This window comes from Vibrio sp. L85 (assembly GCF_963871815.1).
In the GTDB taxonomy this organism is placed as follows: Bacteria; Pseudomonadota; Gammaproteobacteria; order Enterobacterales; family Vibrionaceae; genus Vibrio; species Vibrio harveyi.
In genome coordinates, this window is the sequence record NZ_CAWMYL010000022.1 from 339,475 (window position 1) to 364,412 (window position 24,938).

19 protein-coding genes are annotated in these 24,938 nt (G+C 45.9%); 2 read left to right on the forward strand and 17 right to left on the reverse strand.

Annotation, left to right across the window (positions count from 1 at the left end; genetic code table 11):
• Positions 1-19: 19 nt before the first annotated feature.
• From AACR11_RS06160 to AACR11_RS06170, 3 genes are all read right to left on the reverse strand, one after another.
• Positions 20-1,546 (reverse strand): tripartite tricarboxylate transporter permease, encoded by a 1,527-nt coding sequence (locus tag AACR11_RS06160; RefSeq protein WP_005451899.1) that lies wholly within the window; start codon positions 1,544-1,546, stop codon positions 20-22.
• A gap of 20 nt (positions 1,547-1,566) precedes the next feature.
• Entirely contained in the window at positions 1,567-2,061 is a 495-nt protein-coding gene (locus AACR11_RS06165; protein ID WP_005451900.1) for a tripartite tricarboxylate transporter TctB family protein, read from the reverse strand.
• A gap of 231 nt (positions 2,062-2,292) precedes the next feature.
• On the reverse strand, positions 2,293-3,267 hold the full coding sequence (locus tag AACR11_RS06170; RefSeq protein WP_079325604.1) for a tripartite tricarboxylate transporter substrate binding protein: 975 nt from the start codon (positions 3,265-3,267) through the stop codon (positions 2,293-2,295).
• A 284-nt stretch (positions 3,268-3,551) separates the two neighbouring features.
• Between AACR11_RS06170 and AACR11_RS06175 the strand changes: the two genes are divergently transcribed.
• Positions 3,552-3,950 carry a GFA family protein gene (locus AACR11_RS06175; protein WP_005451902.1) on the forward strand — a complete coding sequence of 133 codons (399 nt, stop codon included), beginning with the start codon at positions 3,552-3,554 and terminating at the stop codon, positions 3,948-3,950.
• A gap of 159 nt (positions 3,951-4,109) precedes the next feature.
• On the opposite strand, the gene AACR11_RS06180 is transcribed toward AACR11_RS06175, so the two are convergent.
• Both AACR11_RS06180 and AACR11_RS06185 read right to left on the reverse strand, forming a co-directional pair.
• On the reverse strand, positions 4,110-4,559 hold the full coding sequence (locus AACR11_RS06180; RefSeq protein ID WP_005451904.1) for a GNAT family N-acetyltransferase: 450 nt from the start codon (positions 4,557-4,559) through the stop codon (positions 4,110-4,112).
• Positions 4,560-4,651: 92 nt separating this feature from the next.
• Positions 4,652-5,137: a type II secretion system protein gene (locus tag AACR11_RS06185; protein WP_009696964.1), complete on the reverse strand. Its 486-nt coding sequence runs from the start codon at positions 5,135-5,137 to the stop codon at positions 4,652-4,654.
• A 281-nt stretch (positions 5,138-5,418) separates the two neighbouring features.
• Between AACR11_RS06185 and AACR11_RS06190 the strand changes: the two genes are divergently transcribed.
• Positions 5,419-8,565 (forward strand): HD domain-containing phosphohydrolase, encoded by a 3,147-nt coding sequence (locus tag AACR11_RS06190; RefSeq protein WP_029789755.1) that lies wholly within the window; start codon positions 5,419-5,421, stop codon positions 8,563-8,565.
• A gap of 26 nt (positions 8,566-8,591) precedes the next feature.
• Here AACR11_RS06190 and AACR11_RS06195 read toward each other — a convergent pair whose 3' ends face one another.
• From AACR11_RS06195 to AACR11_RS06250, 12 genes are read right to left on the reverse strand one after another with little or no spacing between them, the layout of a single operon-like run.
• Positions 8,592-9,308 (reverse strand): protein kinase domain-containing protein, encoded by a 717-nt coding sequence (locus tag AACR11_RS06195; RefSeq protein ID WP_029789754.1) that lies wholly within the window; start codon positions 9,306-9,308, stop codon positions 8,592-8,594.
• Positions 9,309-9,310: 2 nt separating this feature from the next.
• Positions 9,311-12,700, reverse strand: coding sequence for a type VI secretion system membrane subunit TssM (gene tssM / locus AACR11_RS06200; protein ID WP_029789752.1), 3,390 nt, complete (start codon positions 12,698-12,700; stop codon positions 9,311-9,313).
• The gene (gene icmH / locus AACR11_RS06205; protein WP_029789751.1) at positions 12,697-13,950 is read right to left on the reverse strand and encodes a type IVB secretion system protein IcmH/DotU; all 1,254 of its coding nucleotides are present in this window, start codon (positions 13,948-13,950) and stop codon (positions 12,697-12,699) included. The genes tssM and icmH overlap by 4 nt, the downstream gene beginning before the upstream one ends.
• Before the next feature lie 6 nt (positions 13,951-13,956).
• Positions 13,957-15,288: a type VI secretion system baseplate subunit TssK gene (tssK, locus tag AACR11_RS06210; protein WP_009703380.1), complete on the reverse strand. Its 1,332-nt coding sequence runs from the start codon at positions 15,286-15,288 to the stop codon at positions 13,957-13,959.
• 26 nt (positions 15,289-15,314) lie between these two features.
• Positions 15,315-15,797: a type VI secretion system lipoprotein TssJ gene (tssJ, locus tag AACR11_RS06215; protein WP_029789750.1), complete on the reverse strand. Its 483-nt coding sequence runs from the start codon at positions 15,795-15,797 to the stop codon at positions 15,315-15,317.
• The gene (locus AACR11_RS06220; RefSeq protein ID WP_029789749.1) at positions 15,797-16,735 is read right to left on the reverse strand and encodes an FHA domain-containing protein; all 939 of its coding nucleotides are present in this window, start codon (positions 16,733-16,735) and stop codon (positions 15,797-15,799) included. The genes tssJ and AACR11_RS06220 overlap by 1 nt, the downstream gene beginning before the upstream one ends.
• A gap of 3 nt (positions 16,736-16,738) precedes the next feature.
• Positions 16,739-17,542, reverse strand: coding sequence for an ABC transporter substrate-binding protein (locus AACR11_RS06225; protein WP_041060152.1), 804 nt, complete (start codon positions 17,540-17,542; stop codon positions 16,739-16,741).
• A gap of 12 nt (positions 17,543-17,554) precedes the next feature.
• Positions 17,555-20,161 carry a type VI secretion system ATPase TssH gene (tssH, locus tag AACR11_RS06230; RefSeq protein ID WP_079325606.1) on the reverse strand — a complete coding sequence of 869 codons (2,607 nt, stop codon included), beginning with the start codon at positions 20,159-20,161 and terminating at the stop codon, positions 17,555-17,557.
• A gap of 57 nt (positions 20,162-20,218) precedes the next feature.
• A complete protein-coding gene (locus AACR11_RS06235) occupies positions 20,219-21,157 on the reverse strand; it encodes a type VI secretion system baseplate subunit TssG (RefSeq protein WP_173401595.1) in 939 nt (312 codons plus the stop codon).
• A 12-nt stretch (positions 21,158-21,169) separates the two neighbouring features.
• Complete coding sequence (gene tssF, locus AACR11_RS06240) at positions 21,170-22,921, reverse strand: type VI secretion system baseplate subunit TssF (RefSeq protein ID WP_045452243.1); 1,752 nt, start codon at positions 22,919-22,921, stop codon at positions 21,170-21,172.
• A complete protein-coding gene (tssE, locus tag AACR11_RS06245) occupies positions 22,914-23,336 on the reverse strand; it encodes a type VI secretion system baseplate subunit TssE (protein ID WP_005451929.1) in 423 nt (140 codons plus the stop codon). Before tssE ends, tssF begins: the two co-directional genes overlap by 8 nt.
• The gene (locus AACR11_RS06250; protein WP_029789744.1) at positions 23,336-24,730 is read right to left on the reverse strand and encodes a type VI secretion system contractile sheath domain-containing protein; all 1,395 of its coding nucleotides are present in this window, start codon (positions 24,728-24,730) and stop codon (positions 23,336-23,338) included. Before AACR11_RS06250 ends, tssE begins: the two co-directional genes overlap by 1 nt.
• Positions 24,731-24,938: the final 208 nt, after the last annotated feature.

Sequence of the window (24,938 nt, forward strand, 5' to 3'; positions counted from 1 at the left end):
TGAGGGAGAGATAGAATGCTTATTGCTCAACTTTTACTGGTTGTGCTTTAAGCTTTTGAAAAAGTTTTACAAACAGCGGACTGCCAAGTACCAATACTGCAAGCACTGTGAATGTCAGTGTGATTGGGCGTTCCCATAAGAAGCTCAGTTCACCATCGGAAATCATCAATGCACGGCGCAGGTTCTCTTCCATTAATCCACCAAGGATAAAGCCAAGCAATAGCGGTGCGAGAGGGAAGTTTGCCAGCCTTAGCGCGATGGCAGCCATTGCCACAAGTAACATCACAAACACGTCCATGGTGTTGAAAGAAACCAGATACACACCCGTAATGGAGAAGAACAGAATCATCGGCAACAACACGGTTCTTGGGACTGCCAACAGCTTTGAGATGTATGGGATCAGCGGTAGGTTAAGAATAACCAACACAATGTTGCCGAAGTACATGGAGATAATTACCGACCAGAACACATCTGGATGCTCAACAAACAGACGAGGACCCGGTTGAATACCGTAAGCGATTAACGCTCCTAGCATGATTGCGGTTGTACCAGAGCCCGGAATACCAAGGGTCAATAGAGGAACGAAAGAACCACTTGATGCTGCGTTGTTCGCTGACTCCGGAGCCACCAAACCTCGGATGCTGCCTTTACCAAACTGCTCTTTTTTATCCTTTGGAGCAAGGTTACGTTCCATGCCGTAGCTTAAGAAGGCGGCGATGGTTGCACCTGCGCCCGGAAGAACACCAGTAAAGAATCCAAGGATTGAAGAGCGAATAGAAACTGGCGCTACTTCTTTGATTTCTTCCTTGGTGACTTTCATCGAGCCAATGTTGCTCAGCTTATCTTGTTCTTCATCACGCGTATCTTCAGAAGGCTTCAAAATACCCATCAAAGTTTCACCAAGCGCAAAGGTCGCCATCGCCAACAATAGGAAGCTAAAGCCATCCATCAAATCCGTTAGACCAAAGGTGAAGCGTTCGACACCGACGCCTTTATCAATGCCGACGGTAGACAACATCAAGCCTAGAATGGTCATCATCCATGCTTTTATTACTTGTCCTTTGCCAGCGAACGCAGCCACTGCGGATAAGCCAAGAAGCATTAGCGCAAAGTAGTCAGAAGATTGGAAGCTTAACGAGACGTTAGCCAATGCAGGTGCAGCCACAAGCAGCATTATTGCTGAAAGCGTGCCACCAGTGAAAGAAGAGTAAGCCGCCAGTGCAAGTGCTTTACCTGCTTGTCCTTTCTGCGCCATTGGGTAGCCATCAAACGCGGTAACTACGGTTGAAGAACAACCCGGTGCGTTGATAAGAATAGAGGAAGTTGAACCACCAAATACCGCACCATAGTAAACACCTGCCATCAGAATCAGACCCGAAGATGGATCCAAACCATAGGTGATAGGAATCATCAGAGCGATGGCAGAAATAGGACCAAGCCCCGGTAGCATGCCGATAAACGTACCAACAAAACAGCCAACAATCACCATCATGATGTTCATTGGCATCACGGCGGTGGATAAACCTTGTAGAATTCCATCTAACATAATTCAGTCCTTTCTTTTGACTACCAGATGGTGAAAATCAGACCAGGCTCAAGGTAGATATCCAGACCTTGAGTGAGCAACAAGTAAAACGCGATAACGAACGGGAATGAGGCTCCAAACAACACCGATTTACGTCGTTCGCCAAGAAGGTAAAAGCCCGCAAGCAGGAAGAATCCTGTCGCTAATACAAAGCCGATGTAAGTCAAACCCAGACCATAAAGCGCCATCAAAACTAAAAAGGCGATAAGCAATTTCCAGTTGAATGACATCACAGCGCCGCTTTGTTTATCGGGCTGACCAGTGACCAATAGCATTAGCGCTAAACCAATCCCGACGTAGGTCAGAATGGTCGGTAAAGTGCGAGCCGTGAAGGGTTCGTATTCATCCCCGGGAAAGAGAGGGATTTGCGTAGTTTGGTAGCCATAGCATAGGCAAAACAACAAAAAGATCATCGCGCCAACACGATCGCGGCACAGCAAGTTCTCTTTGGTAAAAATATTGGTTGAATGAGACATATCCAACTCCTAGAACAACAGGAAAAGACCGTATATGGGCGTTAATGAAGAAGGACCAAGTCATTAACAATTAAGCGCATCGCTGCTAGTCGAGTTACTTAGTGTTTACCAATCAATAAACAAAGGAGTTTTTACTTGTCGAATATCGACAATGCCCATATACGGTGAAATTAGAGTGCAAATACAACGGGGCTAGGTTATAGCTAACCCCACAAACTCGGATGGGAGTTATTACTTTTTAAGGAAACCTAATTCGCGCATTAGATCGCCCATTTGCTGCTCTTGCTCTTCTAGGAACGCGAAGAACTCTTTATCCGCTTTGTAGTTGTCAATCCAACCATTGCGGTCACGAACAACTTGCCATTCGTCCGTTTTGTACATCTTGGTCAGAGCCGCGTTCCATTCATCGAGTTTGGCTTGGCTCGTGCCAGGAGCGGCAAAGAAACCACGCCAGTTCGCGAACACAGTCTCATTGCCGTATTCTTTCAGGGTAGGGATGTTTGGTGCAGCGTCTAGACGTTTTGGTGCCGTAATCGCCAGTACTTTTACCTGACCAGATTTCGACATCTCTAATACTTCGCCAAGACCGGTTGAAAGCAATTGTGTTTCGCCAGACAGAAGCGCTGCCATTGCTTTGCCGCCAGCGTCATACGCGATGTAGCGAACTTTACGCGCGTCAAAACCTTCGCCTTTAAATGCAGCTGCGACGACAAGGTGATCCATCGAGCCACGAGCAGAACCGCCGGCGATTTTTACTTTACGTGGGTTAGATTCGAAATCTTTGACCACATCTTCCCATGTGTTGTACTTCGAATCCGCGGAGGTCACGATAGCGCCGTAATCAGCAATCGTTGCGGCTACTGGTGTGAGATCTCGGAAAGATTGCGGGAAGATACCCGTCAGTGAACGAACAACGATTGGGGTTGAGTTCACCATCAACGTATCAGGTTGGCGCTCAGCGGTTTCGATAAGGTGTGCAATGGCTTTACCACCACCGCCACCAGAGAGGTTTTGGAAAGAGACATTTTCAACGATGTCGGATTTAACCAGTACATCACCTGTACCACGAGCCGTCATATCCCAGCCACCACCAGCACCACCAGGGATTAGAAAGTGGATTTTTTCAACATCAGCAGCAAAAGTGTGGAAAGAAAATGAGGCTGCAATGATGGATGCGGCGAGCGTTGGTTTGAGTACCTTTAACATGTTTCACGTTCCTTATGTTGGTGACTCTCTTGTTTTGAAGAGTCTTATTATTTGTTCTCCTAGCAAGGTAGGGTGACTCGCTAGTGATGAATTAAAGGTTAATAAGGTGTTAACGTGATGTCTCTAATGCGTAGATAAAGAGAATATTGAGCATAAACGACGTTTTGTTCATAAAGTTCACGCAAATATACTCATCAAAGAATGTGGTGAAAGACTAGGTTGGTCACATCAATGGAGTGTCTAAAACCGCCATAATGATGGAGGTTGAATAGGGAGGAATAGAGATGAAAGGAACATGTTTATGTGGCGCTATTGAAGTGACCGCACCTCAACACAATGAAGTGAGCTTTTGTCATTGCGATATGTGTCGAAAGTGGTCAAGTGGGCCTCTGCATGCGGTGCATTGTGGTCCCGGTGTGACATTTAACGGTGCTGAGCCTAAACGCTATCAATCATCCCAATGGGCAGTACGAGGTTTTTGTGGTGAATGCGGCACGAATATCTATTACCACTTGTTGGCAACAGATGAATATATTCTTTCTGCGGGATTATTTAATGAGCCAGATTTCAAATTAAGCTTAGAGATCTTCACTGATGAGAAGCCCGCATACTATGATCTGCAACCACACAGCAAGAAAATGACAGCTCAAGAAGTTTTTGACCAATATGCGCCAGAAGAGTAGATAAAAATGAAGTTTCTCTGGTTAAAGGTTTTACTGACAGTAGCGGTATTTGCAGGTTTATTTTTGATTGTCTATCAGCAAGTACAAAGTGGTGTAAGTTGATCATTAAAAGCCGAGTATTAACTCGGCTTTTCGCTCTTTGCTCATGTGCTCGTTTGATTACTTAAGCATGTGAACATAGTTATAAAACTCGACATCTCGTACGTAACCGTGTTTCTCATACACGGATTGTGCGGTTTTATTATCAATACCAGTGCTTAACATAACAAAGGCAGAGTCGGTCTCTTTTGCCAGTTGGTCCGCTTGTTCCAATAAGCGTTCACCAATCCCTCGTTTTCTCTGTGATGAATCCACATACAAATCGTACAGAAGCCAAATCTTACGCATTTCTAGCGAACAGAAGAGTGGATAAAGCTGCGCAAAACCGAGCGTCCGCCCACTTTCATCCGTTGCGTAGTACACGACTGATTCTTCATTCTCAATACGAGCTTTGATAAAAGACTCTGGGTCTTTACCTGAAACATCGACTTGATAAAACTCAAGATATTTTAGGTAAAGAGGAGAGACCTTTTTGACATCAGAGACACCTGCTTTTTTCACGACGATCATAATAAAACCTTAAGGGTATATAAGACATTAGCTAGCATACGCCGATTGAAGAATAAGATTTCGTAGTAATCTAATCTCTCTAAAATGGAGCTCTAGCAATAGTCGTAAAACTTTGTGATGGTTAACTTATTCGTAGTTGCAGTTAGACTCGTAGCGCCGTGAGATGGGCGGCTGATACTGAGGAAACAACCTGACTCTTTTATCTGTTCAGGTGACTTTTCCTTGCCTAAGTAAATAAGTAATGACGGTTTCTCGGTCGGTCCGATATTGGCAAGGTTCAACCCTTGCACGCCCATCGCTTTCTCTACATTGAAATCATCCAACGCTAGCGTTCCCAATCTGACATAAATGTTCAGTTCTGACAGTTTTGCTAACGGCATTTCTGCGACACCTTGACTCTTAGCGTGTGTCATCATCTCCTGGTTGATGTCATGAAATTTGTCGATAAAAGATTCCAAGCTGTTGAGTCGATCTTGACGTTGCTTCTGCATGATTTGTGGTGCTGAAAACAAACTTATTATGGCTAAGAGAATAAGCGCTACAGTAACTTCGGTTAAGGAGAATCCTTTTTGCTTCATAGATATTTCTTACAGATAGAGGGGGCATACAAAAGAAGCGTAATGTTAGCGAGCTAGGTGCTTAGGATAAATTTGAGATGACCGATTATTTCAACAGTCGAAACCTATGAAAGAACTGAGACTGTGGTTGCGATAGTGGTACTTGCCGATTAATAACCTTTTGGTCGCTCCTTGTGCAAGTCTATGAAAAATATGTACTAGACTTGATATTAATATGCCTCAAGTTGCCAACATAGGTAGCGAATTTTCTTGTCGTCAATGCCATTGGAGGGCGTTATCGCGTGAAAACTAAATCAGGTTCTCCTCGTAAGTTTTCGATTAAGTTCACCGTCGGAAGTCTCTTCATATTTGCTACTGCAGTGACTGCGTTACTCGGGGTTGGAATGCAATACTACTTTGGTAAGCAGATGTCAGAGGAACATATTTTGACGCGCTTAACCATGACGGCTAAAGACGTCAGTAGCCATATCCATCAAATTGATGCGAGTGCAACAAGTAGTGCAGGGATACTGCGGAGTGTAGCTGATTACAGTGATACACAATTTAGTGAAGATGAAATTCAGCACGTATTTACCCAAACCTTGATTGATAACCCTGTCTTTTACAGTATTTACTTTGCGAATCAGGAAGAGTTCTTCTTTCAAGTAGTTAACTTGGAATCTTCTTCAATTGTTAGAGGAAAAATAGGAGCGGCGCCGGATGAACGTTGGGCGGTTATCAAAATTGTAGGAGAAGGCGAAGAGCGAACAAGATATTCCTTATTTTATTCAGAGTCGCTTGAGCTGGTTCGTACTACAAAACAAACTAGTAACTTCTATCCATCTCGGAGACCTTGGTTCGACAATGCCTCAAAAAACAGTGTCTACAAGACCGATCCCTACTTATTTCAGCATTTAAAAATCACCGGTCAATCCTATTCTGTTCGCAGTAATAAAGGCGCCGTGATCGGTGTCGATACCGTGCTCTCGTCTCTGAGTGAGAAAATCACAGCGACTGAACTCGGAATGAAAAAAGATGATGGCGTAGAGTCGTTCATTTTTAACAATCGAGGTGAAGTGATCGCTTCAAGCATCAACGTATTTCAAGAGGTTGAAATTCCGACATCGCCACCGTTAACTTTAACAAAAGAACAGCAAGCATTATTGAATGATAAAGAGTTTGTTGTGTCCAACCAGAATGATTGGGGACCATACGATTATACCGAGAGTGGTGAGCCTGGTGGCTATGCTATCGATGTTTTAAAACTCATCGCTGAGAAAACGGGCATGGCAGTGGAGTTCGTAAATGGCTTCAGTTCTGCAGAATTGGTGAAGAAGTATCGCAATGGCGAAATAGATATACTTCAGCCCGTGCTTGGTGCTCCCTCTGAATTTGGTCTCAAGAGCCATCCGATATTTTACGGACAACTGGCTATCGCAGCCAAAATCGATATTCCGATGCCCGTTTCTCTAACTGAACTCACGAACCAAAAAGTGGGCGTCGTCGCTGGCTTTGGAATGAAGGAGTGGTTACTCGAACGTTATCCGACACTCAATATTGTTGAACAACCTAATCTCGATTTAGCAAAACGAGCGCTGCACATGGGGGATATTGAATACCTTGTAGACAGTTACCTAACCATGGTCGAGATGAAGCGACTAGTGAAAATTACCAATATCCATGTGACAAAATTGACGGAATCACCTCTGGAATTTTCTGTGTTCATGCAAGATGAAAACAGTGGATTGATGCAAGTTGTCAATCAGGCAATCGACAGTATTACACCAGAACAACAATCCGCGTTGGAAGAGAAGTGGTTTAAACCCCATCAATGGCGAGGCAGTTTTGCGCCTTATCCAGAAGTCTATGAGCTAGCAACCCAAAAAGACAAACACGACACGATGAACAAAGTGACCATTGAGGGAGAGCATCGATTTCTCTATATCACTAAGTTGCAATCTACTCGTGGAACAAGTGACTACTTTGCGGTGTTAGTTTCCGAGCAAGTCGTTACTGATGCTGTCACCAGTCGATTATCCAAGGCTATTGCGTTTACCTCTATCGTGATGGTTATCTTGTTTCCATTAGCATGGAAGGTTGGATCACCTATTGTGCATCCGATTCTGGCGCTTCGAAAAGAAACCATCAAAATCAAAAATCGTGAATTTGACCAATTAGCTCCGGTAGAAACGCGTATCAAAGAAGTTTCTGACTTGTCTGACTCAGTTACCGAAATGACGCAAGAGATTCAGCATCACGAGCAACAGCAAGAAGAGTTTGTTGAGGCCTTTATTCGCCTTATCGCGCAAGCGATCGATGACAAGTCTCCTTATACTGCGGGGCACTGTAATCGTGTTCCAGAAATTGGCTTGATGCTGGCAGAGGCAGTAGAGAAGTGCGACACCGGTAAGTTCAAAGACTTTAAGTTCAACAATGACGATGAACGACGTGAATTCCGTATCGCGGCTTGGTTACACGACTGCGGCAAGATCACCACGCCAGAACATATCGTTGATAAAGGCACTAAGTTAGAAGCCAACTACAACCGCATCAATGAAATTCGCACTCGTTTCGAGGTACTAAGGCGAGACGCTGAAGTGGAAATGTGGAAGTCGATATCTACTGGTGAACTGTCAAAAGAAGAGGCGCGAGCCAAGTTCGACCAGCGAGTTGCTCAGTTGGACGAAGACTTCCGGTTTGTTGCCAACGCCAACGTGGGTGGCGAGTTTATGAGCGACGATAAGATTGAGCGCATTAAACAGATCGCCCAACAAACTTGGTTGCGTCACTATGATGATCATCTTGGTCTTTCTCCATTTGAAGAAATGATTAAGCCAAAATCTGACGTGACGCTGCCAGTGGTCGAAAACCTTTTAGCGGATAAGCCTGACCATATTATCGAGCGCGTTCGCCCAATGGAATTTGCACCGGAGCATGGCATTAAGGTGCAAGTGCCAGAGCATCAATATAACTTGGGTGAAGTGTACAACCTGACCATTTCCCGCGGAACGTTAACGCCAGAAGACCGCTTCAAAATTAACGAGCACATGATCAGTGGGATCAAAATGCTGGGGGCACTGCCATTCCCTCCGGAGTTAAGCAACGTGCCGCGTTACGCTTCGACCCACCATGAGACGTTGAAAGGCACAGGCTATCCGCGTCGGTTGAGTGCAGAAGATTTATCAACCCCAGAACGCATCTTAGTGATTGCGGATATTTTTGAAGCGTTAACCGCAGGTGATCGACCTTACAAGAAAGCCAAGCCAGTGAGTGTTGCGGTCGACATCATGTACAAGATGGCACTGGACGAGCATTTGGATATGGATTTGTTCTTGTTGTTCTTAGAAAGCGGGGTTTACCGTGAATATGCCAACAAGTTTATGCCAGCCGAACAGGTTGATGAGGTGGATATTGAGAAGTATCTGAAGTCTAAATCATCAGACGCGTAAGCCAGAGACCTTAGAGCGTTTAAACCCTACAACTTCAAAGAGTGGCGCATTCGTTGCCACTCTTTTTGTATCAGAATTTGGTATCGCGTTGGTAGATCAACGTTATTTGGGGTAGGTAGCAGTTCTGCCGCCTCTTGTAACGAGAGACCGGCAAAGGGATGTTGATCGTGACAGCTGAGTAAGGTCATTGCCAAAGCATAGAAGTCATCGTTCCTACTTGCCTGACCGATACGCAGACAAGGGCGTGTCGCACTATAGGCTCGGCTAACGGTTGTATGTGAATGCTCTCGGTATTTAGCAGCAACTCGAATCACACTGCCAAAGTCAATAAGCCGAACTTGGTTGTTTGGCGTCACGACGATGTTGTGTGGTTTGATATCGCCATGCAGATAACCGGTTTTGTGTAGATTGAGCAAAGCGAATTCAAGCTTGGTTATTATGTCTTGAGGTAATAAATCAGGTTCTATTGCGTTAAGTGTGTTGCCTTCCAGATACTGGCTCATTAACCAGTCAGCGTGGTTTTGTGAGCCGTAACCATGGAAGTTTGCCCAGTAATCCGATGCGTATTTAGATAGAAAATCCGCTTCCGCCATCAAAGCTCGCTTCTCCGCTAAGCTGCGCGCTACCTTGATGACCACCGTGCCATAAAGCTTGTGCTCGCACTGAAACACGTTTTCGCTCAAAGGCGCTACATATGTAACGCCACAAGCTCTAAACAGGGTTTGATTGGCGAACGTGTTCATCACTAAATGCTCGCAGGTAACACAAAGCCCGCAAAGAAGTTCGGTACGAACGGATTATTCTGACCTTGAGTTTTAATCGTTAAGCGAACCTTATCGCCATTGTAATCAAACTCAAGTTGGGTACTTTGCGAAGAGGTTAAAGTGACACGCGGCTCAATCAGGCGGAACCATGCCCAACTGCCTTTAAACTGCTCATTGGCAATCGGCGTTGCTTGTTTTTGTAGACGCACCGTTAGTGCATCTTGCGCGACAGAATCACCTTTCCAGCTTTGTTGTGTCCACAACATCGGACCGTGTTGATAGGTGAAAATCGGTTTTTCAGCCCGAATGGAAAACTCAGTCAGAGCTGAGCTCATCTCTGTTGGTTTCATCTGGAATTGAATCGCGACGTTTTTCGGGTCAGCTAAAAACAGGGCAGAGCGAATGTCTTTGGCTTTATCAAACATCAGCCAAATTGCAGGATCTAACGCAAAGCCGGTATTTGGCAGTAAGCCGGACATAAACGGCGCACGTTGCTCTGTTGAGAAGCCTTTCAACATGGTTTGATAGAAGGTGTCCAATGTGCCATCGGTTTTAAAGAAGGCAGCGACATCCGCTGTGCTTGCGTCGCTGTTGGCACTTTTCTTAAACGGGTAGAAAGCCGCGATGGTGTTTTCATAAGGTTGGTAGACTTCGCTGTTCCACATACTATTAAGGTATTGGTGAGCTAAGTTCATTACCAACTCATTGGTTTGCACTGTCACATAGTCAATCACTTCTCCGGATAGTGGTGGCTGGGAATCGGTCAATGACGCTAACTGTGCGACCGGATTTTGCGCCTTTAAACCTGCAGATAACGTTTCGTAAGCCACTTTGTCTGGCGTATTGGATTTGTAGAACTGATCGAGCCATTTTGCCGTGTTAGCGAAACCTTCAAGAACGGAATCTATCGGTTTCTTACCCTGGTCGTCTGGCGTCACTTGTTTGTGGAAATCATTAAACGTCAGGGTGATTTGTCGAGCGGATTCCTTTTTCTCATTGTCTTGCGCAGCATCGGCAATCTCCTCATCGGTTTTCTTCTTCGCATCTTTTGGCTCTGGTAGAAGAACCGAAGTGTAGTTGCTGATGGTAGTAAACAGCTTAGACATTGGATTGTTTGAGGCATTGTTTAGCACGTTCAAGCTGGCATTCAACTGCTCAGAACCAGAAATGGTTTTCACCTCGATGCTGTTAATAAAATCGCGCCAGTAATTGATGTAATCGTTCTGGTACATGCGTTTCAAATCGTGGCTGATTCGGTGCATCTCTAGTGCGCTTGGGGCTTGTCCTGCGATGCCTTCATAAGCGGATAACGCTTCGATAAGAAGAGGGGATTCCACAGAAAGATCCAGCTCGTTAAAGCCAGTCGGTGTGTACAAGTAAGGAACGAAATAACCCACGTAGCCAGGCTTGAATTGGTATATCTGATTGAAGTTGGAACCAAGTTCTTTACGCACGTCGATGCGCTTCTCGTACGCATGATCATTCAGAATGTGTTGGTAGAGCAGCGTCTCGATATTGGATTGATTGATGACTTGCTTTGCCAGCCCTTCAAGCTCTTGATTGGCAGTGGTCGCCACTAAGTGCTGGTTAAACACATCGTCGAGCAGCACTTTAAGCTGAGCAACGTTGGTTTTGTCCGCTTCGCCTTGATGCTCTAAGTTCGCCAAGAAGTAGCTCTTCAACTCTTCAATGTTGGTACGATTTTTATCAAACAACAGTCGATAGTCATTCAACAACTCAAGCGTTCTGGCTTGGTCTTCCAAGTTCACATACACATAAAGGTCATTCTCAATGGTGTGTGTCATAGAAGGGAGCAAAACTTGTTGTAGCTCTTTGGTATAAGCCGCTTCAACTTCTGGTTTGATGGTCGCATTCGGTAGGAATGGCAATGTATACCAAGGTTCAGGGGCTTGATACAGCGCGTAAATGCGATGCATGGTGTACAAGTTTGGAATGTTACCCACAAGGTCTTCTTTGCTGTATGGCTGTGCTGCGATCGCTTCTTTGTAACGCTCTAACATGCCATCAGCTTTGGCTTCACGATTGGTTTGATAATCGAAGTCGAGCTTGAGAATCGTCAGTGTACCAATCAATAAACCGAGCCAAATTAGGGTGTAGGCGGTTTGGCTGAACCATAACCAATTCTCTTTATGGCGGTTAACTCCGACTAAAGTGTTTTCATTTAGCACGACATGAGACATCAAATGCTGAGCAAACAAGGTTTGTTGAACGGGCATTTGTTGGTGTTGTTGATATTGCTCATTGCCGAGGGATTGATTGACTACGTTAGCCAGTAAATCATGCTGTGCGAAATCACTGCCACTGTGGGTAAAGTAGAAGCCGCGGAAGTTGAGCCCATCTGTGTATTGGTCACCTCGATGCAAACGCTGTAAGAAGTGCCACAAATTCTGTTTAAGCAGACCAAATTGGTATGGCGCACCACAAATGGCATTGCGGAAATCTTGGTTAAGTTGCGCTCCCAACGCATTGCTCATGTTCGAAATTAACTGACCAATGAGATGATCGTATTCGTCATTGAACCAATCGGCATCAATGCCACCATGTTTTTGCACTGGGCTGGTGGCGCCGAATACTTCATTGCGTCTCGCTTCATCAAACGCAGAAAAGAACTGACAGAAATCGCTCACTTGACCCATGTTAGTTAGGACATTGTAGACAGGCAGGTTCAAACCAAATGAACGATTGAATGCTTTGATTTGTGACTTCAATTGGTCGGCTTTTTGTGAAAGGGTTTCACTATTGCCGACTAACTTTTCAATTTCTGTGTTGAGCAACAAGCCATTAATCGCTTGTCTCGGACGCCATTTATTTAGGCACTGGCACAGCGTTTTTAAGTAAAGCGGTTGTTGATCTTCGCCCATGCTGACGGAAATCAGAATTGAGTGTTCACTGAGCCAAAACAGAATTGGAAACTCAATGTCGTTGCCAAAGTCATCCACCTTATAAGCTTCGTAGCCCATCTGTGTGATGATGCTTTTGTCTTTGCTTGGGTTATCACTGAGTAATAGGTAAATCGGCTGATCGTAACGGCTGGTTAAGCGCTTTTTACGTTTTTGTACGCCGAGCATTTTCTTGAAGTGGAAGGCGAGTAACTTGGAGCGTTTGATGATTAGTGCACGTTCTTGGTCTTGCTCAAGACTCTTTTTCACCTTGCGATTGATTAACCAAAAGCAAAGCCCAGCAGACAGCAGTGCCACAATGGTTGTCGTGATGACGCCTGTCCATAAGAAATCAGGATACGCGACAAACCAAGTCAGTAAGCCACCTAAGATTGCCAGAAGCAGGAGGGTAACAAGGCTCCAAATGATTGCCTTTTTTCTTGTTGGTGTGTTTGGGTTGTCTTGCGTCATCGTGACTCAACCTCGCTTTGTTTGTTTTTGTTATGCACCACTAAGCCGTTGACGTTGGCATTCTCTCGATACCAGTTATTGATGATTTTAGCTTGGTCTGCGTTATCACATCGAACGATGACGCGAACGTATGAATTGATGTTATCCGCAACAGGTTGATAGTTGGATGTCGGCAGTTGGGCGATAAACTTCTCGGCGTTTTTAAGGTTAGAGAAGGTTGCAAGTTGCACCAGCCAATCAGTGTTTGCTGTAGGGCTCGTGACTGGAGCGCTCTTCGTCCCTGGCGCCGAAGTTTTCGCTTGTGGCGTCACGGCTTTTGGTTGGCTCGGAACTGGACGAGGTGGTTGAGTGGTATTTACCGCGACTTTATTGCCTTTTAAATCGTCGTCAGTGCTGACATACACGATGTCTTCCGCACGACCAGATTCAATATAGCGTTGGCTGTACTCACCGAGCTGAACAAAATCACGTGTCCGCTGTGGTTTGGTTTTGTTGTACCAGAAATAGGTCAGAGCAACGCTCAAACCAATGATAGTTAGAAAAAATAACGTGGTGACAAGGTAACGTTTCTTGCGCGTTGGTTTACGTGTTTTAGGCACCGAAACCTTAGTATGACAATAGATTCCACCGGCTTGTCGGTACTGACTTAAAATCTGCTCTAAGCGGTAGGTAAAACTCTTTAGCTGTTCGCTGCCCGTTTCACGGTACTGACCTTTAAACCCGATATTGAGGAACAGGTAAACCACTTCTAATAAGTCGATCAGCTTGTGCGGTTGGCGCGCTGCTTTCTCTGCCACAGTAAAGAAAAGCTCACCACCGTTGCGCATACCAAACAGTTCACTGAGTAAGGTTTTGTTCTCCCATCCGCGTTTTTCACCCCAATCGGTGTAGACAATCAACTCATCCAAAACCACGGCATACAGGAAACAGAGCTTGTCGATCACGGCGACTGGGTAGGTCAGCTCGGCGCCTTTGGTTTTGATCTCATTAATAGAAGCCACCAGTTGATGCCTGAGCGTAGTGATGTCTTCGGGCTCCGGCAAGGTGTTGATCTTGAGCGTGACAGCCAGTAACTCAGAACTGATGTTGATCAGCTGATTCTCGGCTTTATCGAAATGATGTAAGAACCCTATGTTGGCTTGAGCAGCGTTGACCGAATGCCATTTTACGTCTGGCATGTCGGTGTCTTTACTTACGAAGTCGTTTTCGCTGCTGTCCCAAACTAAGGTATCTTCATCCAAATATTTCATAACTTACTACCTCAGTGCGTACAGCATCACTTCTAGGTCGCCAACACGCGTATCGACGTGCAGCGCCAGTGCATCGCGGTTTTCAATCATTTCTAACCAATTGCGGTCTGACGTATCCACTTCAAAATACGCTGTGCCTTGCATCGGTTTCAGTTCGCTTGGCGCAACAGGAAGCGGCGTCAGTTGCACGCCGGAAAGGGCATTACGCACAATCTCGACAATCTTGTTATTGCTGCTGAGTTTGGCAGCCGCAGGGAACAATTCGTTGAGCTCGGTGCTGCTGACGTTGGAACGGACACTAAGAACGAATCGGCGATCGGACAGGTTGTGACCATCTTTCACCAACGTGCGAAGCAAGCGGCGTCGTTCAAACAACGAAGTGTCGAACGCAAACTCGATCACCGAGTCTTGTTGAACCAGCGTGAGCATATTGCGCAGATTCGAAAAAAGCGGATTAAAGCAATCGTACAGACGATGGAAATCTAACGGCTGACACGGTTCTGGAATTGCGGGTGTGGATGCCATGACTTGCGCTTCAAACTTGCGTAGCTCCAAATAAAGCTGATGGGTTTGAAACTTTGGATTCGACAAAGATAAATCAAACCACGGAAGCCAAGTGTTGAGTGTTTGCAGCCACAGGTAATCTTGCATCATCGACTGTGGACTCTTTTGTCCTTGTCCGGCTTGAATACGTTTGAGCAAGCTGGTGGCACGGTTAGAGGTGAGGGCATGGATCTCTTTCAAACGCTCAACCAATAACTGTGATGCACCATAATGCAAACACGCAGGAATAAAGGAACGGTCTAGCATCACTTCGCCCGTTTCGCTGCATTCCAATACTTTGGCGAAAGGAATCAGGGTAAAGCCCGAAGTGTCTTCGCCTTCGAGTTTTATCGCTATATTGAGCTGTGCGACGTCTACCTCAACGCTGGCATTCTCAGAGGTTGAAGTATCAAACACATTGATAGTGCGTGTGAGATAGCGGCTTTGTTCCGATTCATCATTGGCGTAATCATTATTGCCTTGCAGAGAAACAGGCAGCGCTAAGTAAGCCATTTTCTCAATCGTACCGTGCGGCACATCTCTGGCGACTTCGCGTTTCAGTTCGAAATGCGTGCCATCTGGGAACAAACCCGCGCTTGAAGAGACGGAAAGCTTGCCAATTTTAAGTAGATCGTGATTGATCACCAAGTCGGTCACACCATAGTAAGGGGCATAACCAGCAAGCGTTTCGACGTTTTGTCTGACGTAGTTTTGTGTGTATCTGTCTTGTTGTTGAAAGTGTTGTGGGGCAATGAACATGCCTTCTTGCCAAACGACTTTTTTATATGCGTCCACGAGATTTCCCTATCTACTGAATCGAGTTAAAAGATATCCCACCAAGGTGAATCTGGTGTCACGGTTTGTAATGCTGCTTTGTTACCGCTGATCTTTAACTGGATATATTGTTCTTCTTCCTGAGGCGTGGTTGTCACTACCGTCGCCGTGCTTGCATCATATTCGGCAAATTCCACCAATACGCCGATGTATTGAGTGGTCTTGTTGATGTCTAAGGTTTGTTTGCTATTGCTGTCTGGCATCACCACGGGCAGAACTTGTTTCGACACCAAGTTTGCGCCCAATAGGCTCACGTCATCGTTGTACAAATCGATAAACGGCAATTGCTTAAACTGCTGTGCATCGGTCAGTTGATACAAGCGTACTACTACGGGATTAGTACTGTTGTTAACACTTGGGTTAATCGTCTTCTCTGCGCTTACCGCCAATTGATACTGCGTCACAACCGGTGTTGGGTCAGATGAACATCCCACCAAAGCGAAAGCGAGTAAACTAAGCCAAATCTTCATCAGCTTTCCTCGCTTTGCTTTTGCATGTTTTCCATAAACATCGCTTTGAACTGGCGACGAAAATCACCGTTGTCTTGTCGATGTTGGAAATGTTTGCGATAGATTTTCCAGTACTTCTTGTCTTTGCTACTGAACAGTCCGACAGACACAAATTCGCTAAATTGATTCTCTAGTTGGTTCGGAGCGAATTCATTGAGGAACTGCTCGAGCGTTTTGTCCAACGCATCAAACAAAGCATCATGTGCAAGCGGTGGGTTGCGAAGGTATTGCTGATTCTTCTCGGTAATCGTGATCAGCTTTTCGATGGAGGCTTCCAGCTCTGACGTTGGAAGATGGTCGCCCGGAAGATACTCAATCTCCGTAGACCGCTCCATTGCTTGCTGCTGTTTCGACACTTCATCCACTTCAAAGTGGTCCGCCAGTTCGTCATCGTCGATGTCTTCAAACGGGTCAGAGGAGAAGGGGTCATCGCTCATTACATTTTGGTGAGAGTAATGAACTTCCGATTTCACTGGTTCGACGATGTCACCTTCATCGAGAAAATCGACCTTGTCTTCCAGTTGCAGGTCGAACTTAGTCGCAAAGAAGTCATCAGGTTGCTCTTCGGTAGGCGCTTTGCTCGACGTGAGTGTTGATACCAACATTGAATAGCTTTCGATCTTTAAAATGTCGCCATCGTTGAGTGGGTAATCTTTATCTCTCACCATGGCTTTATCGTTGAGGCGAGCCGGGTTCTTGCCGGTACTCTTCACCAAATAACCTGTTTCAGTGAGACGAATTTGTCCGTGGATACGCGAGATGCGTTTTGATTGATCGGGCAATGCCACTTCACAAGAAGCAGAACGCCCAAACTGCCCGCCAGACTCGGGCAGATAGATGACTCTTGAAGTCACCACCTCTTCAGAGGGTACAGAAATCAAATGTATGCTGATCGCCACTTGTTATCCCTCGCATTTAGCCAACGCTGTGTTGAAAGCGGTTAAGAAACCAGAATATTTGTCCAAAAAGCGGTTAGAGAAATACACGCCCATGGGCTTGGTTTCGAATACTTGAGAATAGAAGTAATCGCTTGGAAGAGAGGCTTGGCTTATTTCCGTGTGGAACACTCTTTCATCTTCCAGTGCGACGTCAATTTCTCTTTGTTTTAAAAGCCTTAGTAAAACCTTAGCATCTCGTGGCTGCTTAACGACGTTGTATCCATTACGTTTCAGCCAAAACCATGTGCTTGAGCCAAATTCTGCCGAGAACTTAAGGTTCAACTTTGACAAATCATCAAGCTTAGGCTCTACACCGGGACCAAAATACCAACGCAACTTTTGCTCGGTAATAGGAGCAGACAACGTTGCGTAGCTATCGTGTTCTCTGGTTTTCGGCGAGACGAAAAAACCATGTTGTTGACCACTGTGCACGTGAAGCTGTGCGTCAGACCATTCCGTCATGGTCAGTTGGTAAGGTTGTCCCATTTCGCCTAGCGCGCATTTGACGCGATTGAGCGCAAACCCATCCATGTTTTGATTCTGGTGAGTTTGGTACGGTGCCCATTTGTGAGTCGCAAGTAGCAATCGGTCGGGACCAATCCAAACTTGCGCCCAAGCTTCAAACGAGAATAGGGCACCAAGCAAAATAAACAGCGATGAAACCAGCTTGGTTATTTTGCGGAAAAAGCTCACCCCACAGCTGACCGCCGCCTCTTGAACAAGTATCGAGGTGGTGACGAGATGGGGTGAATGTACGCTTCTAAACATCATGATTCGTTACTACTGAATATCCAGTTCAAAGCCCTGTGGCGTAGACGCTGCGGTGACCGTCACTTGGCTAATCGGTTGTTGTGCGCTCAGGCGCGCGATGCATTCTTCTGCGAGCTTCGGCATCAAAGAGCGGTTAATGATTTGCTCAACCGCGCGACCACCTGTCGTAGGGTCGGTGTTTTTGCTGACAACCAAATCCACAAAACCTGCATCCCACGTAAAGCTCGCTTGATACTGTTCTGCCAGTTTTTTGCGAATGCGATTTAGCGCGATTTCGGTGATCTTCGCCAACTCATCATCGTTGAGTGGGTAATAAGGCACGATGGTAGTACGCCCTAAGAACGCAGGTTTGAAGTAGCGTTGTAGATCGGGACGAATCGCTTCAAGCAGTTCATCGTTGCTAATGCGTTCGGCGTTTTCATCACACACATCGCAAATCGCTTGATCAGCGGCGTTGGAAGTCATGATGATTAAGGTGTTTTTGAAATCTACCGTGCGACCTTCGCTGTCTTTGATGTGTCCTTTATCGAAGATTTGATAGAAGAGGTCATGAACGCCCGGATGCGCTTTTTCCATCTCATCCAAAAGCAAGACAGAATAAGGATTGCGGCGAATCGCCTCGGTTAACACGCCACCTTCACCAAAGCCAACATAGCCGGCAGGTGAGCCAAGTAACATTGAGATTTTGTGTTCTTCTTTAAACTCGGTCATGTTGATAACCGTGAGATCGTTGCTGCCTCCGTAAAGCTGCTCGGCGAGCGCCATGGCGGTTTCCGTTTTACCGACACCACTTGGACCACACATCAAGAACACACCGATTGGTTTGCGATTGTCGGTTAAGCCAGCACGCGAGATTCGAATCGCTTTTGCCAGTTCTTGCTTCGCCACGTTTTGACCGATAACGCGTTTATCTAGCTCTGATTCTAGTGATAATAGGCGAGCGATTTCATCACTCATCATGTTGCCGACGGGAATGCCTGTCCAACCGGAAATGACTTGAGCAATGGTCGCATCATCCACCATCGCATTAACTAACGGTTCTTCACCTTGAAGCTCACGTAATTGGTCGAGAAGGGCATTCAATTGGGTTTGTTGAGCTTCGTCCGGCGTTTCGCTTTCTGTGATGCTTTGTTGAAGCGCTTTAATCTCATCAACCAATGTGATTTCTTGCTCCCAACGCGTTTGGTAGTCCGCTAATTGAGATTGATTGGTGGCGATGTCTTGCTTCAATTCGGCAATTTCTTCTGCGCCAGTGCCGAACAAATCAAATTCTTTCTCTAAAGCAGACTGTTCGTTTTGTTGATAACGAATGGTTTGCTCTAACGCTTCAATCACTTCTGGTTTTGCACCTTGAGTTAATGCAATACGCGCACTGGCGGTGTCTAGTAGGCTGATCGCTTTATCTGGCAATTGGCGAGAAGGTAAGTAGCGAATAGATAGGTTAACCGCCGCATCAATGGCTGATTCTGTAATAAAAGCGCCGTGGTGCTTTTGCAATGAAGCCGCAATGCCTCGCAGCATTTGTTTGGCATCTTCCGCATTTGGCTCTTCTACAGTCACGACTTGGAAACGGCGAGTCAAAGCAGGATCTTTCTCAAAGTACTTTTTGTACTCTGCCCATGTTGTTGCGGCAATGGTTTTGAACTCACCACGCGCAAGAGCGGGTTTCAATAAGTTGGCAGCATCATTTTGTCCTGCTGCACCACCAGCCCCGATAAGCGTATGTGCTTCGTCAATAAATACAATGATTGGCACATCGCTGTTTTTCACTTCGTTGATTACGTCTTTCAGGCGATTTTCAAATTCACCTTTTACGCTCGCGCCTGCTTGTAATAGCCCTAAATCAAGCGAATGGAGTTGAACGCCTTGCAGCGCACTTGGCACTTCATCTGCTGCGATTCTCAGCGCTAAGCCTTCAACGACCGCGGTTTTACCCACGCCCGGCTCACCAACGAAAATAGGGTTGTTCTGGCGTTTACGACAAAGAATGTCGATGGCTTTTCTCACTTCAGAATTACGCCCAGAAATTGGATCGATATTGCCTTCAATCGCTTGTTGAGTCAGGTTGATGGTGTACTTGCTTAATGCGTCGTTCGCGCTTGCTGTATTTGCGGCTGAACTTGCTTCACCTGTGCTTTGTTGTGTTGTTCGCTTAACCGGCGTTTTGTTGATTAAACCTTGCAGGGACTCGGTCGACACGTTCTGTAGTGATTCGAGATTGTTGCTCGATACGCCCATGACGTTCTGCTGCAACAGTGCTTGAACGAGATGCAGGCTGATAATTTCACCATGCCCATAGTTAACGGAGGCAATCATCCAAGCGTCTTTGAGAAGTTCAGTCAGTGAATGGCTGAGCGTTGGCTGGCTGTCTTGTACTTTTGGTAAGCGCTCGATGCGATTTGCCAGTTCACTAGCAAGTTGATCTTGGTTGATCTTCTGACTTTCAATCAAAGTTTTTAAGTGCGCGTCTTGCTGATTCAATAGCGTGAGCAACCAATGTTCTGGCTCAATGGCAGCAACGCCTTGGTTCATAGCTGCACCCGCAGAAGCTTCCAATGCACGTTTTAATTCTGGCGATAACTTGGCGACTAAATTTGTCAGCGTTACTTGTGTCATAACCTTATCCTTGTCTTTTGCGCGATAACCTTCTTTGTCGTCGCGGTGTCTACCTAGCTATTTCAGAAGAATCCGAATCCGCTCTGTAGGTTTACGTTCTGGGGCGAGGCAATCCACTTCACCCAATTTCGCGGCTTGATCTGGTTGAGCAGACAGCCTTGGTTTTTCGAGATACGCACGCTTAACGTTGAGATAAATAGAAATCGGCGTGGCGTCTCGTAAATAATGTTGAATGAGCTGGCGCATGTGGCTCGCCAACTGAGTATCTCGATGAATTTGATGCAGTTCTTTGCGGTTGGCAGGCTGGATACTCACCACCAAATGTTGGTTGTAAGTCATGCACGTTTTGCCAATGAGGAAACCCTGTCCGATTCCGCTGTTATAGTCGTCTTTCTGTCCTAAACGGGTAAGAGAACTAGCGGGTAACTGCCGACGTTCATGGCTCTTAGTCGACACATTGATTTGGTAAGGGAAGTAGTCGTTGAGAATCTGCTCTAACGTTTCTAAGTTACGATGCCCTTGAGCGAACAACAGCGAATACTGGAACAGCGCGCCGTGTTCGTGTTTCAGGTTCGCCAGTTGTTTGAGTAAATCGGTTTTTTCTTTTGCCAACTCTTTCTGCACCAAGAGATGAGGAGCGAGTTCTAACTGCGCGGCAAGTTCAAAATGGCGTTGATTGAATACGTCTAAAAAGTCCTTGAGTGCGTGATCGTCGTTATGCAGTGCAAACAACAATTCCTCATAGATGTAGTTGGGGATAACCCCTTGTGCACCAGATAGTGCTTGCTGAGCAATACGAACTTTGGCGCTATGGTCACTGAACGAAAAGTATTGAATATCGTCGGCATCACCATGGGGCATGGCTTCCGCTTTGAGCTCTAACTTCAGCTTGTGCCCAGACTGGTTTGCCATTTGCATCAGCAATCGCATTGCTTGAGCAAAGTCATACTCATGTGGGTTCGCCTTTAAATCGTTAATCAGTGACATCGACATCATCTATCTTCCACGCTACATCGAGCGCTGGCTCCCGTGGATTTTTGGATAACGCCTCGCAATGCCATCTTTGCCATAAAGACGAATTGTGAGCTGAATGTAGCGATCAAAACTACAGAACTGTTGGAAGAAGCGATTCAACACATCGGTGAAAGTCAGATAGTTACCAGAGGTATCGAGAGTGATTTCAATCTCTGTGCCCGGAGAGAAAACGTTCTTGCCAAGAATACGCATCGATGAAACTTGCGAGCGCACTTTAACTGACTGAATCATCTGAATTTCATCGCTTACTAACTGATTGCGGCTACACAATTGCAGCATTTGCTTAAGCTGTTGAGTAGGATCTTCTGAGTGCAGCAGAGATGAGAAGTTGCTGTTCAGTAGCCCGATAAATTGCCAGTGCATATTGGCGTCAGATTCACGTTCTATCGGAGCCGACGGCGGGTAGAGAGAATGAAAATCGCCGGGTAAATCGATCGGCTCTAAACATGTCATCTCACCGTTGATGGTGCATGCTTGTTTGCCATTGGTACAAAGAAGGCGAGTGCCATAGAGTTTATTGAATTCGAGCTCTTGGTTGGCGTTTAGGCTAATCGCCAGTCGCAGTTCACCTGTGGAGTCTTTTCGGCTTTGCCAGTAATCACAATGTGGGTCGCTCTGGTAACTGTCTTTAAACAGTGGTGTCAGCAGTTTTTGACCGCTCGACGTAATCTCAAACACATCCAAAATGTCGACCACTTGAATTTCATTATCGGTATGCGCATCGGCGTTAACGGGAATGGTCAGGCTACGTTGGTCATAGCTGGTTGGTTCGCCCGTTTGCTCAAAGAGGTTCACCGCAGGCACGACATTGAGCTTAAACACTTGGTTGTCGAATAGACGGATAAACTCCATCGGCAAAGAGTGCATAAACAGGTTTAATACCACCGTGGAGCAATCATGTTGCTGACACGCTTCACCAAAGCCTTTAAGACGGAAAAACTGACGTTTCTCTTTGAAGAAGAAAAATTCGTTCATCAAATGGTAGCCAGAAAATTGATTGCCTTTTTGTGGCAGAAACTGAAACTGCTTATCGCTGATTCGGCTCTTTAGCTGATTGGCAGCCAAGACAGCGTGATTCTCACCATTGATGTCGGAAATCGATATTGCACGCGCTTCACTGAGCAGCAGTTCAACCAAGGAATCCGCATTGTTTTCGAAACCTTGAACGAAAAAGTCGAGATCTTCTAACGCTAATTGACTGAAGTGCACATCATCATCGCCAGTAGACAGAGTGAGCTGAATAACGGCGGTAGTTTGTTCACTGCCTTGTGGGCGATTGAAGTCAAAGGGCGCGCTGCTTGCCTTGGTGTCAATCAGTGCAAATGGTGTCGTTTTGAGTTCATCCGTTGTGGTGAACAAACATGTTTTTCCTTGCGATTCGGAAGAAAATCGTGTGCCTTTGGGAAGCGTCGTGCTGTCTGTGGAAGGCGCGTCTGTGCTCATTTCTAGATACGCTACACTTGGTACCGTTTGAATGTAACTTGGGTAGAGTACGCCAAGTAATCCTTCGACAACTTCAGGGATTTGCTCAGATAGACGTTTTTCGACGTTGGCATTCAATAGTGCCACGCCATCCAATAAGCGAGCCAAACTCGGATCTTCGATTTGTCCCTGATGGATGTTTAGGCGTTGTGCGTGTTCTGGATGTTCAGAACCAAATTGACCGAGAGCACGGCGAACAAAAGTCAGCTCTTGTTCGTAATAACGCAGTAGAGGATCACTCATACAAATCCTCCTTCATATCGGTAGTCATGTCGCTTAATGAAATCTTGGAATCAAAAATCAGCTCTTTTTCGCCCTGTGCCGTTTTGGCTTTGGCGACGATATTGAAAGCGATGGTGTTTTCTCCCGCTTTACGCTCAACAAGTTCAACCATGACTTGGCTAAGGCGTGGCTCGAAATGTCGAATGTAGTTTTCTAGTTTGAGGGCTAATTGCTGGTGGTCGAGACTCGCGCTCAATAGGTGCACATCCTCGATGCCAAAACGGTAGTTAGAGCGCTGCACTTCGGTTAACCGATCGTCAATGCTCATCAGCGACGCCTCCGAATCGAACAGACGAGTCAGGTGATATTTGATGTCCTCGATATCATCTCGACGAGTGGTAGGGGCTGTTTGCACAAAGGTACGCCAAAAACTCATTACGCCACCTCATCCAATTCTGTTGTCAGCACCACTTCGCCGCTGAAATGGTCGTATTGATACTGCGGGACGATACGCAATGTACAGACGAAATTGCCCGGATGATGGTCAGAGTCGCACACGCTGATCTTTGCAAAACTCAATGGGTATTTTGATAGGGTCTCTTCGTTGGCGTAAGCCACGTTACTAGAGAATTTTTCTATCCATTGAGAGAGGAATAATTCACACTCAGCCGCTGTTTTGAAGCTGCCAATCATCTCTCGCACTTGTACTTTGAGATAATGTGCAATACGGCAAGACATCAACGAGGTTTGGATTTGAGTGAGGACTTTCTCGTTATCAGATTCACTGTTGTGCCAAATCGAATTGTTACCATTGAAGTAAAACTTATCGCTCAAAGGGCTCTTAGTAAGAGGGATAAAACCACTTCGACTGTAGAAGGTCGACAGTTGCCCAAACAAGGTCACTTTGGTTTGTGGTTGAATCAGAAAATGGCTATCGCTTTGGCTTTGATTGACCACGGCACCTTGGTTGTTGTCGTTCCAGCGAGATTTCAAAAAGCCAAACCAACTCACACGTTGATGTTCTCGCATAATGGTGGATACAAACGCAAAGCCCGCATTGCCCCAAAGTCCGTTTTGTTTCTCGTTGTAGATGAATCCCACTTTAGCGTTTTGATAACGTGTACGCATGCACATTTCTGGCATCACTAAACCGACAAAACGCGCAGAGGACTTACTGCGTAAAGATTGCCACGATTGGTAATCAGGGCTGGCGAGGATCTTCTCGATTCGGTTGATGTCAGACAGCCAGTCTGCGCCGGATTCGACAAAGAAATCGCGATTAGGAGCAAATAGCACTGGGCATAACGTCGCTTCACCCAAGCGGCTCAATAGTTCTACGGTGAATAAATCATCGTAGTCAGATTCGAAATCCATATCTGCCGCTACTGGCTGCGTGAACAGCAAGCAACCGAATGGATGTCCGCCTAAGGTGTTTAACTCTTGGTTGCCGATCTTGTTGTATAACTCGGACGTTTTGGTGCTGTAGGCTTGATTGACGTCGGAAGACACTTCTTCCCAACTCATATTGAGAAGCTTGAGTTGAGTGCGTTGGTAATTAACGGGCAGGGTGGCTAAGCCTTGAAGCCCTAGCCAATTGGTTTGTAGCGCCTCAAATTCTGGATGATGCAGTAATGTATCCATCTGTTTCGAGAGCTTATTGTCAATCTCTGCAATTAGGCGCGAAATATGAGTAATAAGCGCATCGGGATTGTCTAGCGCGGAGCGAGACACTTGAGACAGTAAAGAGAGCGCCTCTTGTAAAAAGTCGCTGTCTTTATCGTCTAGCTGTGTAAATTGGGTCTGCCAACCTGAGTGATAAATCTTACTCATACTATCCTTGTGACCTAAATCGAATTGGCTTGGTCGAAGCATCCTACTTCGACCAAGCTTTATTATGCGTATACCGATCGTAGTAAATAATTGGTCATTCTAGCTGGTTATAACGCTCGATAACTTCGTTTAAAATTTTGATTGTAGAATAACTACTTACCGAAAATTTTAGCCTTGTTCTCAAGCGTTATTCCTGCGCTAATTCCAA

Bases quoted from the DNA above. Each gene is read 5' to 3' on its own strand.
- AACR11_RS06235 (WP_173401595.1), bottom strand. From the start codon at position 21,157: ATGATGTCGATGTCACTGATTAACGATTTAAAGGCGAACCCACATGAG.
- AACR11_RS06165 (WP_005451900.1), bottom strand. From the start codon at position 2,061: ATGTCTCATTCAACCAATATTTTTACCAAAGAGAACTTGCTGTGCCGC.
- AACR11_RS06160 (WP_005451899.1), bottom strand. From the start codon at position 1,546: ATGTTAGATGGAATTCTACAAGGTTTATCCACCGCCGTGATGCCAATG.
- AACR11_RS06225 (WP_041060152.1), bottom strand. From the start codon at position 17,542: ATGTTTAGAAGCGTACATTCACCCCATCTCGTCACCACCTCGATACTT.
- AACR11_RS06170 (WP_079325604.1), bottom strand. From the start codon at position 3,267: ATGTTAAAGGTACTCAAACCAACGCTCGCCGCATCCATCATTGCAGCC.
- tssE (WP_005451929.1), bottom strand. From the start codon at position 23,336: ATGAGTTTTTGGCGTACCTTTGTGCAAACAGCCCCTACCACTCGTCGA.
- tssJ (WP_029789750.1), bottom strand. From the start codon at position 15,797: ATGAAGATTTGGCTTAGTTTACTCGCTTTCGCTTTGGTGGGATGTTCA.
- icmH (WP_029789751.1), bottom strand. From the start codon at position 13,950: ATGAAATATTTGGATGAAGATACCTTAGTTTGGGACAGCAGCGAAAAC.
- tssF (WP_045452243.1), bottom strand. From the start codon at position 22,921: ATGAGTGATCCTCTACTGCGTTATTACGAACAAGAGCTGACTTTTGTT.
- AACR11_RS06180 (WP_005451904.1), bottom strand. From the start codon at position 4,559: ATGATCGTCGTGAAAAAAGCAGGTGTCTCTGATGTCAAAAAGGTCTCT.
- tssM (WP_029789752.1), bottom strand. From the start codon at position 12,700: ATGACGCAAGACAACCCAAACACACCAACAAGAAAAAAGGCAATCATT.
- tssH (WP_079325606.1), bottom strand. From the start codon at position 20,161: ATGACACAAGTAACGCTGACAAATTTAGTCGCCAAGTTATCGCCAGAA.
- AACR11_RS06185 (WP_009696964.1), bottom strand. From the start codon at position 5,137: ATGAAGCAAAAAGGATTCTCCTTAACCGAAGTTACTGTAGCGCTTATT.
- AACR11_RS06175 (WP_005451902.1), top strand. From the start codon at position 3,552: ATGAAAGGAACATGTTTATGTGGCGCTATTGAAGTGACCGCACCTCAA.
- AACR11_RS06195 (WP_029789754.1), bottom strand. From the start codon at position 9,308: ATGAACACGTTCGCCAATCAAACCCTGTTTAGAGCTTGTGGCGTTACA.
- AACR11_RS06250 (WP_029789744.1), bottom strand. From the start codon at position 24,730: ATGAGTAAGATTTATCACTCAGGTTGGCAGACCCAATTTACACAGCTA.